A 17,978-nucleotide genomic window follows, 5' to 3' on the forward strand; every position below is an offset into this window, starting at 1 on the left:
CCGTAAAATTATTTATCTGCAAACCCTAGTGTTATAGTTTGATTTCGATATCGACACCAGATGGCAGATCTAAACGCATCAATGCATCCACTGTTTGTGGAGTTGGATTTAAGATATCTACCAAACGCTTATGAGTACGCATCTCGAATTGTTCACGAGAATCTTTGTACTTGTGTACGGCACGAAGTACCGTATAGACGCTCTTTTCAGTTGGTAACGGAATAGGACCGCTAACTGCAGCGCCAGAACGTTTGGCTGTCTCCACGATTTTTTGCGCAGATTGATCAAGAACTCTGTGATCATACGCCTTCAAACGGATACGAATTTTTTGTTTTGCCATGATATTCCCTCCTTTTTCGCCTATTTTTCGAAACAGACTTGCTCCGCAAGAATTTCCTCACACACTCGCCATGGCAAAGGAGCCGGGCGTGTCAGCAACCTCTTGCATCATCGCCAAATTCCGCAACAGTCAATATTATATAGAAGAAACAGCTGAGATGCAAGTGAAATTCCTCTTCTTTTTATTAAATAAATGCTGTTTTCGTAGTAGAATTTTGGTAAGGAGACATAATCGGCAAAAAGCAGAGGGAACCGTGACGGTTCCCTCTGCTTTTTTTATTGAATCGAATAGGAATTCGATGTTATTTAACAATCTTACCAACTACACCAGCGCCTACTGTACGACCACCTTCGCGGATAGCGAAACGTGTTCCTTCTTCCATAGCGATTGGTGCAATCAATTCAACAGTCATTGTGATGTTGTCGCCAGGCATAACCATTTCTACGCCTTCTGGTAGGTTAACTACACCGGTAACGTCTGTTGTACGGAAGTAGAATTGAGGACGATAGTTAGAGAAGAATGGAGTATGACGGCCACCTTCTTCTTTAGTCAAAACGTAAACTTCAGCAGAGAACTGTGTATGTGGAGTTACACTGCCTGGTTTAGCTAATACTTGACCACGTTCAATATCTTCGCGCTGAACACCACGAAGAAGTACCCCGATGTTGTCACCAGCTTCAGCGAAGTCTAGTAACTTACGGAACATTTCTACACCAGTTACAACAACCTTACGTGTTTCTTCAGCGATACCAACGATTTCGACTTCGTCGCCAACCTTAACCATACCGCGCTCAACACGACCTGTTGCAACAGTACCACGACCAGTGATGGAGAATACGTCTTCGACTGGCATTAAGAATGGCTTGTCAGTATCACGAACTGGTTCTGGAATGTAAGCGTCTACTGCAGCCATGAGTTCAATAATCTTGTCTTCATAAGCTGCATCGCCTTCCAATGCTTTAAGAGCAGAACCGCGGATAATTGGAGTGTCATCGCCAGGGAATTCGTATTCTGATAAGAGGTCACGAATTTCCATTTCAACAAGTTCTAGTAGCTCTTCATCATCAACCATATCGCATTTGTTCATGAAAACTACGATGTAAGGTACACCTACTTGACGGGATAGCAGGATGTGTTCGCGAGTTTGTGGCATTGGGCCATCAGCTGCGGATACAACCAAGATAGCACCGTCCATTTGAGCAGCACCAGTGATCATGTTCTTAACGTAGTCCGCGTGTCCTGGGCAGTCAACGTGTGCATAGTGACGGTTTTCAGTTTCATACTCTACGTGAGAAGTGGAGATTGTGATACCACGTTCCCTTTCCTCTGGAGCCTTATCAATAGCATCATATGCCATCGCTTGGCCGCCACCCTTTTTGGATAATACAGTTGTGATAGCAGCTGTTAAAGTTGTTTTACCATGGTCAACGTGTCCAATTGTACCGATGTTAACGTGTGGCTTTGTACGTTCGTACTTTGCTTTAGCCATGAACGATTCCTCCTTAACTTTACATTTAATATAATGATTGGTGAGAAAGAGTACATCCAATTGGTATTGTACTTCTTCCTCAGCCATTTTAAAAGATGGTAGGTGAAACTTCTTTTTCGGAGAGATTACTCACCCTTGTTTTTCTTAATAATCTCTTCTGCAATGCTCTTTGGTACTTCTTCAAAGTGGTCAAATGACATAGTATAGGTACCGCGACCTTGTGTCTTGGAACGCAATGTAGTTGCATAACCAAACATTTCAGCCAGTGGCACAAATGCACGAATGACTTGGGCATTACCACGCGCTTCCATACCATCGATCCGACCGCGTCGAGAGTTGACGTCACCCATAATATCGCCCATGTACTCCTCTGGAACAACGATTTCTACGCGCTCCATCGGTTCAAGCAAGACAGCTCGACATTTGCTTGCTGCTGCTTTCAGAGCCATTGAACCAGCGATCTTAAACGCCATTTCCGAGGAGTCAACATCGTGGTAGCTACCATCAAAAATGGTTGCCTTAATATCGATCAATGGATAACCAGCGAGTACACCATTCTGCATTGATTCTTCAATACCAGCTTGAACAGCAGGAATGTATTCTCTTGGTACAACACCACCGACGATCTTGTTTTCAAATTGGAAGCCTTCGCCTGGTTCTAGTGGGGAGAACTCTACCCAAACGTGACCGTATTGACCACGACCACCAGATTGGCGAATAAACTTACCTTCTGCCTTACCAGTTGCACGGAAGGTTTCTTTGTAAGCAACCTGTGGTGCACCTACATTGGCTTCTACTTTAAACTCACGGCGGAGGCGATCCACGATGATGTCAAGGTGAAGCTCACCCATACCTGCGATGATAACCTGTCCAGTCTCTTCGTTGGTGCTTGCATGGAAGGTTGGATCCTCTTCTGAAAGTTTGGCCAGCGCCATACCCATTTTCTCTTGGTCAGCCTTCGTTTTGGGTTCGATTGCAACAGAGATAACAGGTTCAGGGAATTCCATGGATTCTAGAATAACTGGTGCTTTATCATCACAGAGGGTATCCCCAGTAGTTGTATCCTTTAAACCTACTGCTGCAGCAAGGTCGCCAGCGTACACCGTTGTGATTTCTTGACGATGGTTTGCGTGCATTTGCAGGATACGACCGAGACGTTCCCGTTTACCCTTTGTAGAGTTTAATACATAGGATCCTGCATCTGCCTTACCGGAGTATACACGGAAGAAAGTGAGTTTTCCTACATATGGGTCGGTCATGATTTTGAATGCGAGCGCACTAAATGGTTCATCATCGCTAGCAATTCTTTCGGTTCCTTCACCAGTATCGGGATTAACACCCTTAATAGCTGGAATATCTAATGGAGATGGGAGATATTCAATGGCTGAGTCAAGCATTAATTGAACTCCCTTATTCTTGTAGGATGAGCCACAAACCACTGGATAGAATTGAACAGCTACAGTCGCACGGCGAATAGCCGCCTTCAGCTCTTCAACGCTAACCTCTTCACCTTCAAGATACTTCATCATCACTTCTTCATCTACTTCAGCTACCGCTTCAACGAGTTTGTTGCGGTATTCTTCAGCGAGTGGAAGAAGATCCTCTGGAATCTCCCGTGATTCTTCCTTCGTACCTAGATCATCAAGATAGAAGTGAGCTTCCATCTTTACAAGGTCGATCATACCTACGAATTTGTCTTCAGCACCAATTGGGATCTGAATCGCATGGGCATTAGCTCCCAAGCGGTCATGAAGTGACCGTACTGATGCTAAGAAATCTGCACCAGTTGCGTCCATTTTGTTTACATAAACGATTCGGGGAACACCGTAGGTAGTGGCTTGGCGCCAAACCGTTTCGGTTTGTGGTTCCACACCGCTTTTGGCATCGAGTACAGCGACAGCTCCATCGAGTACACGCAAGGAGCGCTCAACCTCAACAGTGAAATCTACGTGTCCAGGCGTATCGATAATATTGATGCGGTGACCTTTCCACTGTGCAGTTGTTGCAGCAGATGTAATGGTAATCCCACGTTCTTGCTCTTGCTCCATCCAGTCCATCTGGGAAGCACCTTCGTGGGTTTCACCGATTTTATGAATTCGCCCAGTGTAGAAGAGAATCCGTTCCGTTGTCGTCGTCTTACCGGCATCGATGTGAGCCATGATACCGATGTTGCGCGTATCTTTTAAGGAGAACTCTCTAGCCATTCAGTATTTCTCCTTTCAAATTGTGGGATAGAATGTGCTTGTTTTATTGCACTAATGTTAGGCAATGATTACCAACGATAATGAGCGAATGCTTTATTTGCTTCCGCCATCTTATGCACATCTTCGCGTTTCTTCACTGATGCACCTGTATTATTGGCAGCATCGATAATTTCATTAGCTAATTTTTCTTCCATGGTCTTCTCATTACGAAGACGGGAGTAATTTACTAACCAACGAAGACCTAAAGTTTGGCGACGATCAGGGCGTACTTCAACCGGTACTTGATAGTTAGCACCACCTACACGGCGTGCACGAACTTCTAATACTGGCATTACATTCTTCAAGGCTTCTTCAAACACATCCATGGCGTTTTTACCAGTACGTTGTTCGATGATTCCAAAAGCATTGTAAAGAATCTTTTGGGCAACCCCTTTTTGACCATCAACCATGAGTCGGTTGATTAGCTTCGTAACCAATTTGCTATTATATAATGGATCTGGTAGTACGTCTCGGCGAGCTACTGGACCTTTACGTGGCATATGTTTCCCTCCTTTACATGAAGCTGTTCATATCAATTTCGTTAGGATATCTCTTACTTCTTAGCCTTAGCTCGTTTTGTACCATATTTGGAACGAGCTTGTTTACGATCGTTCACACCTGCAGTATCTAAGGCGCCACGAACGATGTGGTAACGAACCCCAGGTAAGTCCTTAACCCGTCCACCACGAATTAATACCACGCTATGCTCTTGTAGGTTGTGACCAATACCAGGAATATAAGCTGTAACTTCAATTCCATTAGTTAAGCGCACACGTGCATATTTACGTAAGGCAGAGTTAGGCTTTTTAGGAGTTAATGTACCCACACGAGTACAAACACCACGTTTTTGTGGAGAATTAACACTAGTTAATTCTTTAGCGTAACTATTGTAAGTGAATTGCAATGCAGGTGATTTCGATTTGGTTGTCTTACTTTCGCGCCCTTTGCGAACTAATTGATTAATTGTTGGCATGTGAAGTACCCCCTTTCTTTTTACTCATTTCAAGACCACAGATCCAGGTGGTTCATAACAAGGCCTAAGGAAATGTTTTTGTATGCAAGATGCAACAAAAACATTTCCTAATCAACCTATTTCTTTATCCCACACGTTGCAGCGTGAACATCAATACCACATGCCTTACCTAGCTTTCGCTTAGAATCCACATAGGCGATGGGGATTCCTTTACTACTTGCTAATGTAACGATTCGTTCGATAACTAACGAATCTGCATCTTTGGCAATAATGACTTCAGATACAGCATTCTGTTCAATCGCTTTCGTGGTCTGCTTCAACCCAATAATGAGCTCTTTTGCCTGCTTCACTTTTTCATAAGACAATTTTTTATCCTCCAAAGCGTCAGGTAATGCAAGCACACTTAAAAATATTAGCATCAAGTATAGTGATTGTCAATTCTCTTTTTACGCTTTTATTTTATTTCTGTGGCTACCATATCATCTGTCATACTATCGCTCAGCTCAATTCCGACTGGCTTAACATGCAGGTTATGGTAACGGCTCATTCCAGTACCAGCTGGAATCAATTTCCCAATGATAACATTCTCTTTTAATCCTAGCAGTTCATCACGTTTGCCTTTAATCGCTGCATCGGTAAGTACCCGTGTTGTTTCCTGGAAGGAAGCAGCAGATAGGAAGGAGTCTGTTTCCAAGGAAGCCTTCGTAATACCAAGCAAGATCGGACGGGCAATAGCTGGCTGGCCACCTGCTTCAATCGCTTTCAGATTAGCTTCTTCATAATCATGAATCTCCACTGTAGATCCAGGCAAGAGGACAGTATTACCAGCATCAATAATCCGTACTTTACGAAGCATTTGGCGTACCATGATCTCAACGTGCTTATCATTAATCTCTACCCCTTGTAGACGGTAAACACGTTGTACCTCTTGTAAGAGGTAATCCTCTACGCCACGGATGCCCCTAATCTTAAGTACCTCTTTTGGATCAAGTGATCCTTCTGTGAGTTCTTGACCTGCTTCAATCTTATCGCCAAGGGCCACTTTAATCCGAGAACCAAATGGGATCTTATAAACACGATCTTCAATATCGCTCTTGATCTCAAGTTCCCGTTCCCGACCTTCACGTATATCTGTTACTTCACCGTAAATTTCGGAGATAACAGCTTGACCTTTTGGATTACGTGCTTCGAAGATTTCTTGGATCCGTGGTAAACCTTGTGTGATGTCATCCCCAGCTACCCCACCTGTATGGAATGTACGCATGGTCAGCTGAGTTCCAGGCTCTCCAATGGATTGCGCAGCAATAATCCCTACTGCTTCACCGATCTCTACTATCTGCCCTGTGGCAAGGTTACGTCCATAGCACTTGCGGCAAACACCATGGTGCGTGCGGCAAGTAAAGACGGAGCGAAGTTCAAGCTCTTTAACACCTGCATCAATAATCTGCTCTGCAATCGCTTCGTCAATGAATTGATTTTTCCGAACAAGCACTTCGTTGGTTTCTGGATGATGTACTGTCTTAAAAGCGACACGACCAACAATTCGATCATATAAACCTTCGATCTCTTCGTTTTTATCGGCAATGGTACGGACGAGCACACCTTGGTCCGTTCCGCAATCCTCTTCACGAACAATTACATCTTGAGCAACATCCACAAGACGGCGTGTCAGATAACCTGAGTCCGCAGTACGCAATGCTGTATCCGCCAACCCCTTCCGTGCACCGTGGGTGGAGATAAAGTACTCTAATACGGTCAATCCTTCACGGAAGTTAGACTTGATCGGCAACTCAATAATCCGACCAGATGGATTCGCCATCAAGCCCCGCATACCAGCCAACTGTGTAAAGTTCGAAGCATTACCACGGGCCCCAGAGGTAGCCATCATATTGATTGGATTTAGTGGTGCTAAGGATTTCAGGAGTCGTTCTGTAATCTTATCCTTCGCAGTACTCCAGATATCAATAACACGATTATAACGTTCATCTTCTGTGATCAAGCCGCGACCAAATTGCTTGGTCACTTCCTCAACCTCAAGCTCTGCTTGATCAATAATCTCTTTCTTCTCTGTTAAATCAACAATATCAGAAACAGCAATGGTAATACCAGCTACCGTAGAGTAGTGGAATCCTACACCCTTCAGGCGGTCCATAACCTCAGCTGTCTTCGTTGTTCCAAAGCGTTGAAACACACTAGCAATTAAGGTTCCTAAGTCTTTTTTCTTAATTGCTTCTGTTGTTGGTAAGGACTTAATATATGCAGGAATATCGATCCCTTTATCTGTGATAAAGAAGCGAGCATCTACACCAGCTTGAATATTCTTCTTACCTGGTTCGTTGATATATGGGAAGTTCTCAGGGAAGATCTCGTTGAAAATCAACTTACCTGGCGTTGTAATAATAAGCGCCTCACGCTGCTCTTGCGTAAAGGTAATCTTATTAATTGTTTTCACAGGGATCGCGATCCGAGTATGCAAGTGAATCAATTTATCTTGATAAGCATGCAATACCTCGTTCATATCCCGGAATACTTTCCCCTCACCTTCAATTCCTGCACGTTCAATGGTGAGATAGAAGTTCCCTAGAACCATATCCTGAGACGGTGTTACAACAGGCTTACCATCCTTTGGATTCAAGATGTTTTGTGCTGCTAGCATTAACAAACGTGCTTCTGCTTGTGCTTCTGCAGATAACGGAACGTGAACAGCCATTTGGTCCCCATCGAAGTCGGCGTTATAAGCTGTACATACGAGAGGATGAAGCTTAATTGCCCTTCCTTCTACAAGGATTGGCTCAAATGCTTGGATACCTAGTCTGTGTAGAGTAGGTGCACGGTTCAGTAAGACAGGATGTTCACGAATGACTTCTTCTAAGACGTCCCATACTTCAGGTTGAATTCGTTCAACCTTCCGCTTTGCACTCTTAATATTATGAGCTAGGCCTTGCTCTACTAACTCTTTCATGACGAAAGGCTTAAAGAGTTCCAGCGCCATCTCCTTAGGAAGACCACATTGATACATTTTTAGTTCTGGACCAACAACGATTACAGAACGTCCTGAGTAATCCACACGTTTACCCAATAAGTTCTGACGGAAGCGTCCTTGCTTTCCCTTCAGCATGTGACTAAGGGACTTGAGTGGACGATTACCAGGACCAGTCACAGGGCGACCGCGACGACCATTATCAATAAGAGCGTCGACAGCTTCCTGTAACATCCGTTTTTCATTCTGAACAATAATATCTGGAGCACCAAGATCAAGCAGACGTTTTAAACGGTTATTACGATTGATCACGCGACGATAGAGATCATTGAGGTCAGATGTTGCAAAACGACCACCATCTAATTGCACCATTGGACGTAATTCTGGTGGAATAACTGGTAGGACATCTAATACCATCCAATCAGGACGATTCCCTGAATTACGGAATGCTTCAAGCACCTCTAAACGTTTAACCGCACGATTTCGACGTTGTCCTTGTGCCGTTTGAATCTCATCCTTGAGCGCACGCACTTCTTTTTCGAGATCAATTTCCTTTAACAATTCACGGATCGCTTCTGCACCCATGCCAGCTTTAAAGGTATTGCCATACTTTTCACGATAAGCACGATATTCCTTCTCTGAAAGCAATTGTTTCTTCTCTAAAGGAGTATCGGCAGGATCGATAACCACATAGGAAGCAAAATAGATTACCTCCTCCAAACTGCGTGGTGACATGTCCAATGTTAGACCCATACGGCTAGGAATCCCTTTGAAATACCAGATGTGGGAAACAGGGGCAGCTAATTCGATATGCCCCATCCGTTCCCGTCGTACCTTAGATCTAGTTACTTCTACACCACAGCGGTCACAAACGACACCCTTATAACGAACACGTTTATATTTACCGCAATGACATTCCCAGTCCTTTGTTGGTCCAAATATTTTTTCGCAGAATAGACCCTCTTTTTCCGGTTTTAACGTACGATAGTTGATCGTTTCTGGTTTTTTTACTTCACCATGGGACCAGGACCGGATTTTTTCAGGCGAAGCCAGACCAATTTGCATATAACTAAAATTGTTTACATCTAACACGAGCCATCCTCCTCATTGCCCAGGTACACCCTGTTATTTCACATCGTCGCCATCGTTAGGAAGGCTTAGTTTATCACTGGCTGGTTCATCTTCATCATCCAACTCTTTGATTTCAATTTCCTGTTCGTCGGCGGATAAGATTTTCACATCCATACCCAGACTTTGTAATTCCTTAATCAATACCTTGAATGATTCTGGAACACCTGGCTCTGGTACATTCTCACCTTTTACGATCGCTTCATAGGTTTTAACCCGGCCAACCACATCGTCTGATTTTACTGTCAGAATCTCTTGCAATGTGTATGCAGCACCATATGCTTCTAGTGCCCAAACCTCCATCTCACCGAAGCGTTGTCCACCAAATTGTGCTTTACCACCCAATGGCTGTTGCGTAACGAGGGAGTATGGACCCGTAGAACGAGCATGAATTTTATCATCGACAAGATGGTGCAGTTTTAACATATAGCTGACACCAACAGTAACACGACCATCAAATGGCTCACCTGTACGACCATCATGTAGGACGGCCTTTCCATCCCGATTGAGTCCAGCTTCTTCTAATGTATCAAACACATCGATTTCGGTAGCTCCATCGAAAACTGGCGTAGCCATGTGAAGACCTAGCATACGAGCTGCCATACCAAGGTGGGTCTCCAATACTTGCCCAATATTCATCCGTGAAGGTACACCAAGGGGGTTCAAGACAATGTCTACAGGCGTTCCATCGGGTAGATAGGGCATATCCTCGATAGGTAGTACTCGGGAGATAACCCCTTTGTTTCCATGGCGTCCAGCCATTTTATCCCCTTGTGAGATCTTCCGTTTCTGTGCGATATAGACACGTACCAATTGATTTACACCTGGGGGTAGCTCATCACCATTCTCACGGCGGAATACTTTTACATCTACAACGATCCCTGAGCCACCATGTGGTGCGCGGAGAGATGTGTCACGTACTTCACGGGCCTTTTCACCAAAGATGGCATGAAGCAGGCGTTCTTCTGCTGTTAGCTCTGTAACACCCTTCGGTGTCACCTTGCCAACAAGAATATCGCCATCTTTTACTTCAGCACCGATTCGAATGATTCCTCGATCATCAAGATTACGCATCGCATCTTCCCCAACATTAGGAATATCGCGAGTAATCTCTTCTGGACCTAATTTCGTATCGCGCGCTTCAGATTCATATTCTTCGATATGAATGGAAGTATAGATATCTTCCTTAACTAGGCGTTCACTTAGGAGGATAGCATCCTCATAGTTGTAGCCTTCCCAGGTCATATAGGCAACGAGAACGTTCTGTCCAAGGGCCAATTCTCCCTTTTCTGTCGCTGGTCCATCACCAATCACATCGCCTACATCAATGACCTCACCCTTACGGACAGCAGGGCGTTGATTGATACAGGTACCCTGATTGGAACGGATAAATTTATGCATCTTATATTTATGGAGATCGCCTTTTACTTCAATACCATCGATCTCTTTCAATTCACGAACCCAAACTTCCTTCGCTGTTACACGTTCTACGATCCCATGATGCTTGGAAACAATACAGGATCCTGAATCGTGAGCAGATTTATATTCCATTCCTGTACCAACCAGTGGTGATCTTGGTACTAGAAGAGGAACAGCCTGCCGCTGCATGTTAGATCCCATCAAAGCACGGTTCGCGTCGTCATTCTCCAAGAATGGAATCAATGCTGTAGCCACTGAAACAACCTGTTTAGGTGATACGTCCATCAAATCAACCTTACTTAACTCTACTGTTAAGTTCTCTCCACGATGGCGGCAGATAATCTCTGCTTCCTGGAAGGATCCATCATCATTAAGCGGAGCATTGGCCTGAGCAACAAAATAATTATCTTCTTCATCTGCAGTCAAATAGACAATTTCAGAAGTAACCTTCCCTGTATCCGCATCTACTTTACGATATGGTGTCTCAATAAATCCATATTCATTGATTCGAGCAAAGCTTGACAAGGAGTTGATCAAACCGATATTAGGTCCTTCAGGAGTTTCAATAGGGCACATACGACCATAGTGAGAGTAGTGTACGTCACGCACTTCAAAGCCTGCGCGTTCCCGTGTCAAACCACCAGGTCCCAATGCACTAAGACGACGTTTATGTGTTAGCTCTGCTAGTGGATTGGTCTGATCCATGAACTGTGATAGCTGGCTTGAACCAAAGAACTCTTTAATCGATGCGATCACAGGACGAATGTTGATTAATGCTTGTGGTGTAATGGCATTGGCATCCTGAATGGACATTCGTTCACGAACAACACGCTCCATTCTGGATAAACCAATGCGGAACTGGTTTTGTAACAATTCGCCTACAGAGCGCAAACGACGGTTCCCCAAATGGTCGATATCATCGGTATGGCCCACACCATGTAACAAATTCATAAAATAGTTAATGGAAGCCACAATATCTTCTACAGTGATATGCTTGATCGATTGATCGATACCACCATTTGAGATTACATTGAGTGTCATTCCATCTTCATGTGGTGAAAAGATCTTGATCGACTGGATATAAAGCTGGCTATTCAGAATGACTCCATCACGTAAACGGATCTCTTTCTCACCTAGACCACCTTCTAGATAAGGCATGAGCTTATCCAAGAGACGACGATCCACGATACGACCAGCCTCTGCAAGGATCTCCCCTGTTTCTGGATCAGCGAGCGTTTCTGCTAATTTTTGATTAAAGATCCGATTTTTAATGTGTAGCTTTTTATTGATCTTATAGCGACCCACATTGGCCAAATCATAGCGTTTCGGATCAAAAAAGCGCGAGATTAAAAGACTCTTAGCATTTTCCACAGTTGGTGGTTCACCAGGTCGCAACCGTTCATAGATCTCGATCAATGCCTTTTCTGTTGAGTCGGTATTGTCTTTCTCTAATGTATTGCGTAGATATTCGTCATCGCCAATTAAGTCAATGATCTCCTGATCGCTACTAAATCCAAGTGCACGGAGCAGAACAGTAACTGGGATCTTACGAGTACGATCGATTCTTACATAAACGATATCTTTCGCATCTGTTTCCAGTTCTAACCAGGCACCGCGGTTAGGAATGACTGTGGCTGTAAAGGCAGGGCGGCCACTTTTATCAATTTTTTCGCCAAAATAGACACTAGGGGAACGAACAAGCTGACTAACAATGACACGCTCAGCACCATTGATGATAAAAGTACCCCATTCTGTCATCAGTGGAAAATCACCCATGAAAACTTCTTGTTCTTTCACTTCTCCGGTCTCTTTGTTGATTAAACGTACTTTAACACGTAGAGGGGCGGCGTAAGTGACATCACGTTCTTTACATTCATCCACATCGTATTTTGGTTCTCCAAGACTATAATCAATAAATTCAAGAACCAAATTTCCTGTAAAATCTTGAATGGGTGAAATATCTTGAAACATCTCGCGTAATCCTTGTTCCAAAAACCATTCATATGATTTTAACTGAATTTCAATTAAGTTGGGTAGTGGTAACACCTCTCGAATTCTTGCATACGATCTGCGTTGTCGATGGCGTCCGCATTGAATGATTTGACCTGCCAACTCCTTCACCCCTTATGCCATATTACAAATATTAAAAACGGGTTATTAAAAACCACATTTTTTGTATAAATATAGAAACTATCTATCCATTTTATCCATGAGGAATTTTTTTCATGCAAAAAGTGGAAAAAATGATCTTGACATTCAAGAAATCTTTTTTCCACATAAAGCATCTATTCATGGCATTTTAAAATGATATCATATAGCCCTTTCGCTGTCAATAATAGGCTCGGTATACTCGATATCCTTTTTCTTTCGTCACTTCATCCACATGGGGGAAGAGTTCTGCCACTTTTCGTTCAGCTGAAGGTGAGCCTTGCTTTTTCTGAATGACATACCATAGTTCTCCACGGGAGGTAAGATGCTGCGCTGCTTCAGTGAACATCTGGTACACCACTTCTTTGCCAGCACGAATTGGTGGGTTGGTAAAAATAAGGTCAAATTGTTCCTGTGGAATGGCATCAAAGATATCAGAAAGCAGAATGTGTACATTAGAAATCCCATTGCGTTCCGCATTCATTTTTGCAAGTTGAACCGCACGTTCATTAATATCAACCATCCAAACCTCTCGTCCTGGGTTTTGGGCTGCCAGCATAATTCCTAGGGGACCGTACCCACATCCCAGTTCCAAAATCTTGTTCGCATCTGCAGGGAGTATCAAAGCCTCCAAGAGTGTTCTACTTCCTAAATCGATTCGTTCTTTCGAAAAAACATTGGAATCGGTCACAAATGTAAACTCTCGATCTTGAAAACAGTATGTGATTTCCCGAAGATCATGGTGACTAGTCGGTTGCTTGGAGAAATAATGACTCATTCCTAACCTCCGTTTCCATATGAACGAAAAACCCGCCGGCAATGCAGCGGGTTCCTGAGATGAGGCTCTACTACTTCAATTCTACTGATGCGCCTGCTTCTTCTAATTTAGCTTTCATTTCTTCAGCTTCTGCTTTAGCAGCGCCTTCTTTGATTGGTGCTGGTGCACCGTCAACGAGGGCTTTTGCATCTTTCAAGCCGAGGCCTGTAATTTCACGAACAACTTTGATAACGTTGATCTTGGAAGCACCTGCTTCTTTAAGGATAACATCAAATTCTGTTTTCTCTTCAGCAGCACCTTCAGCAGCACCGCCAGCTACTACAGCTACAGGAGCAGCAGCAGTAACACCGAATTCTTCCTCAATCGCTTTTACTAGATCGTTCAATTCAAGAACGGTCATTTCTTTAATCGCAGCAATCATTTCTTCTTTAGTCATTTAATTTTCCTCCTTTTCGAATTCACTATGCATTAAGCAGATTGTTCTTCTTTTTGATCTGACACAGCTTTAACAGCAAGAGCAAAGTTGCGAATAGGTGCTTGAAGTACACTAAGCAACATGGAGAGTAAGCCTTCGCGAGATGGTAGCGTTGCAATTGCATTGATCTCATCTACAGATACGAAACGCCCTTCCATGACACCTGCTTTAATTTCTAGTGCTTCATGTTTCTTTGCAAATTCTGCAAGTACTTTTGCTGGTGCAACTACATCATCTGTACAAAAGGCAATAGCTGTTGGCCCTAAGAGGTATGGATGCAGTTCCTCCAACTCAACCTCAGATGCAGCACGCCGCGTCATGGTATTCTTGTATACTTTGAACTCAACGCCGGCTTCACGTAATTGCTTACGTAGTTCGGTCATTTCGGAAACAGTAAGACCACGATAGTCAGTGACAATAGTGCTCTTGGATGCAGCTAACTTATCTGCAATGGTCTTTACTAATTCCTTCTTCTGTTCCAATACAGCGGTCATGTGTACACCCCCCATATGATTTTTTTCCATAGAAAAGAGCCTTCGCAGACATGCATAAGGCTCTCAAGGTATCGATCATGAACAATTGCTTGTATCGAACGAAAACCTCGGTAGGATATTAAGCGTTAAGCACCTACTGTCTACGGTTATACCGATAAATTTATACGTTACAACATTTGAGATATTATCACATTGGTGATCAATATGTCAATGTGTAATTATTGGATTGTTGCTGTGTTTACATGAACACCAGGACCCATCGTAGATGAAACAGTGATGTTCTTCATGTAAATTCCTTTTGCTGCAGACGGCTTCATCTTGATTAAGATCTCAAGAAGAGTGTTCAGGTTTTCTTCCAATTGTTCTTGGGAGAAAGATGCTTTACCGATTGGCGCATGAATGATCCCGGCTTTATCCACACGGAATTCAATCTTACCAGCTTTTATTTCATTGACCGCTTTCTCTACTTCAAATGTTACTGTACCGGTTTTGGGGTTTGGCATCAAGCCTTTTGGCCCGAGCAAACGACCAATCTTACCTACAGTACCCATCATATCAGGTGTAGCTACGACCACATCAAAATCAAACCAACCCTGTTGAATTTTTGCAACTAAATCGTCGTCGCCAACAAAGTCAGCGCCAGCTGCTTCTGCCTCTTTGGCTTTCTCACCTTTAGCAAACACAAGAACCCGTTTGCTTTTTCCGGTACCATGAGGTAGCACAACAGCGCCACGAATATTTTGGTCAGCCTTCTTAGGATCCACTCCTAAACAGATGGCTGCTTCTACAGTTTCATCAAACTTTGCAGTAGCTGCTTCTTTAACAATGCGAACTGTTTCGTTGACTGTATAGGTGGCAGAACGATCAAACAGTTTCGCAGCTTCTGCTAAGCGTTTACCTTTCTTCGCCATTTAAAAACTCCTCCTTTGTGGTAGTAACGGTATGGTAGCCTCCCACGAATGAGGGATTGCGTCTACACGCAACCCCTATCACCGTAACTCGTTGATTAGTCAACGATTTCAATACCCATGCTGCGTGCAGTGCCTTCCACCATGCGCATCGCAGATTCAACGCTAGCAGCATTCAGGTCAGGCATTTTCAGCTCAGCAATTTCACGAACTTTATCCCGTTTTACGGTAGCCACTTTTTTCTTATTTGGTTCACCTGAACCAGATGGAATGCCAGCTGCTTTCTTTAGTAATACAGCGGCGGGTGGCGTTTTTGTAATAAATGTAAATGAACGGTCTTCAAAAACCGAAATTTCTACTGGAATGATCATACCTGCTTCCTCAGCAGTACGAGCATTGAACTCCTTACAGAATCCCATGATATTGATCTGCGCTTGACCAAGGGCAGGACCAACTGGTGGTGCAGGAGTAGCTTTACCAGCTTCAATTTGTAGCTTAATGACCTTGATTACTTTTTTTGCCACGTAAGACACCTCCTTACTCCAAAGATGTGGTATGACGGACGCTTCGTCCTCCCACGCATCATACAGTCGATCCATTCGAGCTGTATATAGGTCGAAACATATTGAATCTATCACAAAAAACAGATGGATTCAATACGCATTTTTCAGATCTTTTCAATTTGTGAAAAGTCTAATTCCACCGGAGTTTCACGTCCAAACATATTAACCATGACTTTCACCTTAAGCTTATCAGCTTGTACTTCATCGATATTGCCCACAAGATCTGCAAAAGGACCAGCTTTAACCTTAACACGATCGCCTACTGCTACGTCAAGGGGCGGTATCATTTGTTCAACGCCCATTTGCTTGAGGATGGCGTTAACTTCCTCGGCTTGAAGGGGGATGGGTTTCGAGCCAGATCCCGTCGAACCAACGAAACCGGTCACACCCGGTGTATTACGGACAACATACCAAGAGTCATCCGTCATTACCATCTCTACCAATACATAACCAGGGAAGAATTTGCGTTGTACACTTTTCTTCTTACCATCTTTTGTTTCGACTACTTCTTCCATCGGGACAAGGACAGTAAAAATCTTATCCTGCATCTCCATGGACTCTACGCGTTTTTCTAAGTTTGTCTTAACCTTGTTTTCATACCCTGAATACGTATGAACAACATACCAACGTTTTTCCATATGCGAGGACTCTTGTCCATCCTCCCTTCTCAATCAAAGCTCTACACTACCGTTTCCAATCTTCCTATTTTAAGATAAATTGGAGTAGATTTGAGAAAACCCAATCGGTAAAGTAGAAGAATAAAGTTAAAAATACCACTGTCCCAATTACAACAATGGTGTAACTGGTCATTTCTTTACGATTTGGCCAACGAACTTTTTTAAGTTCTTTTACACTGTCACTAAAAAATGCACCGGTTCTACGGAATCCAGCACCAATCTTTGCGACAAAGCTCAACGACGCCACCTCCATCGCTTTTTCCATTCAATTCAACAGGTCTAACTAGAAATACCCGACCACAAGTAAGAGCAATTACTTGGTTTCACGGTGTGCTGTATGGTGTGCGCAGCGTGGGCAGTACTTGCTAAACTCCATACGATCTGGGTGCTTCCGTTTATTTTTGGTCGTAGTATAATTGCGTTCCTTGCATTCCGTGCATTGCAACGTAATGTTTACACGCATCCTTCTTTACACCTCCCATGATCAAGCGGTCAGCTAAATCTTGTATATAAAAAAATAAGACTACACTTCGTGGATATTGACATCCATACGGCTACCTAAAGTACTATATCATATCAAGATGACCATGTCAATCAAGGGTTTTAGCGTTTTTCTGGAGAAAATGCTGTGTGAAAAAGTCATTTCCAGCGCTTCCTATAATTTTACTTCTCTTCCTTCTAAATAGCGCTCTAATTTGCGTTTTACTCGTTGTAGGGCATTATCTATGGACTTCACATGTCGATTTAGCTCTACGGCAATCTCTTGATAAGATCTGCCATCGAGATAGAGCATCAGCACCTGACGTTCCAATTCACTTAATAATTCTCCTAATTTCTCTTCGATGTCACTGAATTCTTCTTGGTTAATGATCAATTCCTCTGGATCGGTCACCTTTGAACCACAAATCACATCGAGCAATGTACGATCGGACTCTTCATCATAAATGGGCTTGTCCAACGAGACATAGGAATTGAGAGGGATATGTTTTTGACGTGTAGCGGTCTTAATTGCAGTAATTATTTGACGAGTGATACATAATTCGGCAAATGCTTTAAAAGAAGAGAGCTTGTCCCCACGAAAATCACGGATTGACTTATATAAGCCAATCATGCCTTCTTGAACAATGTCTTCCCGATCTGCACCAATTAAAAAGTAGGAGCGCGCCTTCGCACGAACAAAATTCCGATACTTATTAATAATGTGCTCCAAGGCCTCGCTATCTCCAGCACGTACAGCTTCAACCAACACCTCGTCCTCCATCTCATCATAAGGTGAGGGAGGAGATGAAATTGTCACGTTCAATTCCAGTTCCGCACTCAAACCGATCCCTCCGAGACGCACGCTGCCTAATAGTAAAACAAT

17 protein-coding genes and 1 other annotated feature are annotated in these 17,978 nt (G+C 43.4%); all 17 genes read right to left on the reverse strand.

Annotation, left to right across the window (positions count from 1 at the left end; translation table 11 throughout):
• Nucleotides 1-31 precede the first annotated feature (31 nt).
• Nucleotides 32-340, reverse strand: a complete 309-nt coding sequence (gene rpsJ / locus BN1691_RS04805) for a 30S ribosomal protein S10 (protein ID WP_048601066.1) — start codon at nt 338-340, stop codon at nt 32-34.
• 301 nt (nt 341-641) lie between these two features.
• The gene (tuf, locus tag BN1691_RS04810; protein ID WP_048601067.1) at nt 642-1,829 is read right to left on the reverse strand and encodes an elongation factor Tu; all 1,188 of its coding nucleotides are present in this window, start codon (nt 1,827-1,829) and stop codon (nt 642-644) included.
• Nucleotides 1,830-1,954: 125 nt separating this feature from the next.
• Nucleotides 1,955-4,033 carry an elongation factor G gene (gene fusA, locus BN1691_RS04815; protein WP_048601068.1) on the reverse strand — a complete coding sequence of 693 codons (2,079 nt, stop codon included), beginning with the start codon at nt 4,031-4,033 and terminating at the stop codon, nt 1,955-1,957.
• 68 nt (nt 4,034-4,101) lie between these two features.
• Complete coding sequence (rpsG, locus tag BN1691_RS04820; RefSeq protein ID WP_048601069.1) at nt 4,102-4,572, reverse strand: 30S ribosomal protein S7; 471 nt, start codon at nt 4,570-4,572, stop codon at nt 4,102-4,104.
• A gap of 53 nt (nt 4,573-4,625) precedes the next feature.
• Nucleotides 4,626-5,045 (reverse strand): 30S ribosomal protein S12, encoded by a 420-nt coding sequence (gene rpsL, locus BN1691_RS04825; RefSeq protein ID WP_048601070.1) that lies wholly within the window; start codon nt 5,043-5,045, stop codon nt 4,626-4,628.
• A gap of 116 nt (nt 5,046-5,161) precedes the next feature.
• Nucleotides 5,162-5,410 (reverse strand): 50S ribosomal protein L7ae-like protein, encoded by a 249-nt coding sequence (locus BN1691_RS04830; protein WP_048601071.1) that lies wholly within the window; start codon nt 5,408-5,410, stop codon nt 5,162-5,164.
• Nucleotides 5,411-5,499: 89 nt separating this feature from the next.
• Entirely contained in the window at nt 5,500-9,117 is a 3,618-nt protein-coding gene (gene rpoC / locus BN1691_RS04835) for a DNA-directed RNA polymerase subunit beta' (RefSeq protein ID WP_048601072.1), read from the reverse strand.
• Nucleotides 9,118-9,150: 33 nt separating this feature from the next.
• A complete protein-coding gene (rpoB, locus tag BN1691_RS04840; RefSeq protein ID WP_048601073.1) occupies nt 9,151-12,684 on the reverse strand; it encodes a DNA-directed RNA polymerase subunit beta in 3,534 nt (1,177 codons plus the stop codon).
• Nucleotides 12,685-12,901: 217 nt separating this feature from the next.
• Nucleotides 12,902-13,498, reverse strand: a complete 597-nt coding sequence (locus tag BN1691_RS04845; protein WP_048601074.1) for a class I SAM-dependent methyltransferase — start codon at nt 13,496-13,498, stop codon at nt 12,902-12,904.
• A gap of 70 nt (nt 13,499-13,568) precedes the next feature.
• Nucleotides 13,569-13,934, reverse strand: a complete 366-nt coding sequence (gene rplL, locus BN1691_RS04850; protein WP_048601075.1) for a 50S ribosomal protein L7/L12 — start codon at nt 13,932-13,934, stop codon at nt 13,569-13,571.
• 32 nt (nt 13,935-13,966) lie between these two features.
• On the reverse strand, nt 13,967-14,467 hold the full coding sequence (rplJ, locus tag BN1691_RS04855) for a 50S ribosomal protein L10 (protein WP_048601076.1): 501 nt from the start codon (nt 14,465-14,467) through the stop codon (nt 13,967-13,969).
• A 22-nt stretch (nt 14,468-14,489) separates the two neighbouring features.
• Nucleotides 14,490-14,631, reverse strand: a sequence feature (ribosomal protein L10 leader region).
• A 54-nt stretch (nt 14,632-14,685) separates the two neighbouring features.
• Entirely contained in the window at nt 14,686-15,378 is a 693-nt protein-coding gene (rplA, locus tag BN1691_RS04860; RefSeq protein WP_048601077.1) for a 50S ribosomal protein L1, read from the reverse strand.
• A gap of 95 nt (nt 15,379-15,473) precedes the next feature.
• Entirely contained in the window at nt 15,474-15,899 is a 426-nt protein-coding gene (gene rplK / locus BN1691_RS04865) for a 50S ribosomal protein L11 (RefSeq protein WP_048601078.1), read from the reverse strand.
• A gap of 143 nt (nt 15,900-16,042) precedes the next feature.
• Nucleotides 16,043-16,576, reverse strand: a complete 534-nt coding sequence (gene nusG, locus BN1691_RS04870) for a transcription termination/antitermination protein NusG (protein WP_048601079.1) — start codon at nt 16,574-16,576, stop codon at nt 16,043-16,045.
• 64 nt (nt 16,577-16,640) lie between these two features.
• Nucleotides 16,641-16,853 (reverse strand): preprotein translocase subunit SecE, encoded by a 213-nt coding sequence (gene secE / locus BN1691_RS04875; protein WP_082147001.1) that lies wholly within the window; start codon nt 16,851-16,853, stop codon nt 16,641-16,643.
• 75 nt (nt 16,854-16,928) lie between these two features.
• On the reverse strand, nt 16,929-17,078 hold the full coding sequence (gene rpmG, locus BN1691_RS14075) for a 50S ribosomal protein L33 (RefSeq protein ID WP_076850103.1): 150 nt from the start codon (nt 17,076-17,078) through the stop codon (nt 16,929-16,931).
• 192 nt (nt 17,079-17,270) lie between these two features.
• Nucleotides 17,271-17,918 carry an RNA polymerase sporulation sigma factor SigH gene (sigH, locus tag BN1691_RS04880; protein ID WP_261795544.1) on the reverse strand — a complete coding sequence of 216 codons (648 nt, stop codon included), beginning with the start codon at nt 17,916-17,918 and terminating at the stop codon, nt 17,271-17,273.
• Nucleotides 17,919-17,978 lie beyond the last annotated feature (60 nt).

Origin of the sequence: Rubeoparvulum massiliense (assembly GCF_001049895.1) — a bacterium.
Taxonomy (GTDB): Bacteria; Bacillota; Bacilli; order Rubeoparvulales; family Rubeoparvulaceae; genus Rubeoparvulum; species Rubeoparvulum massiliense.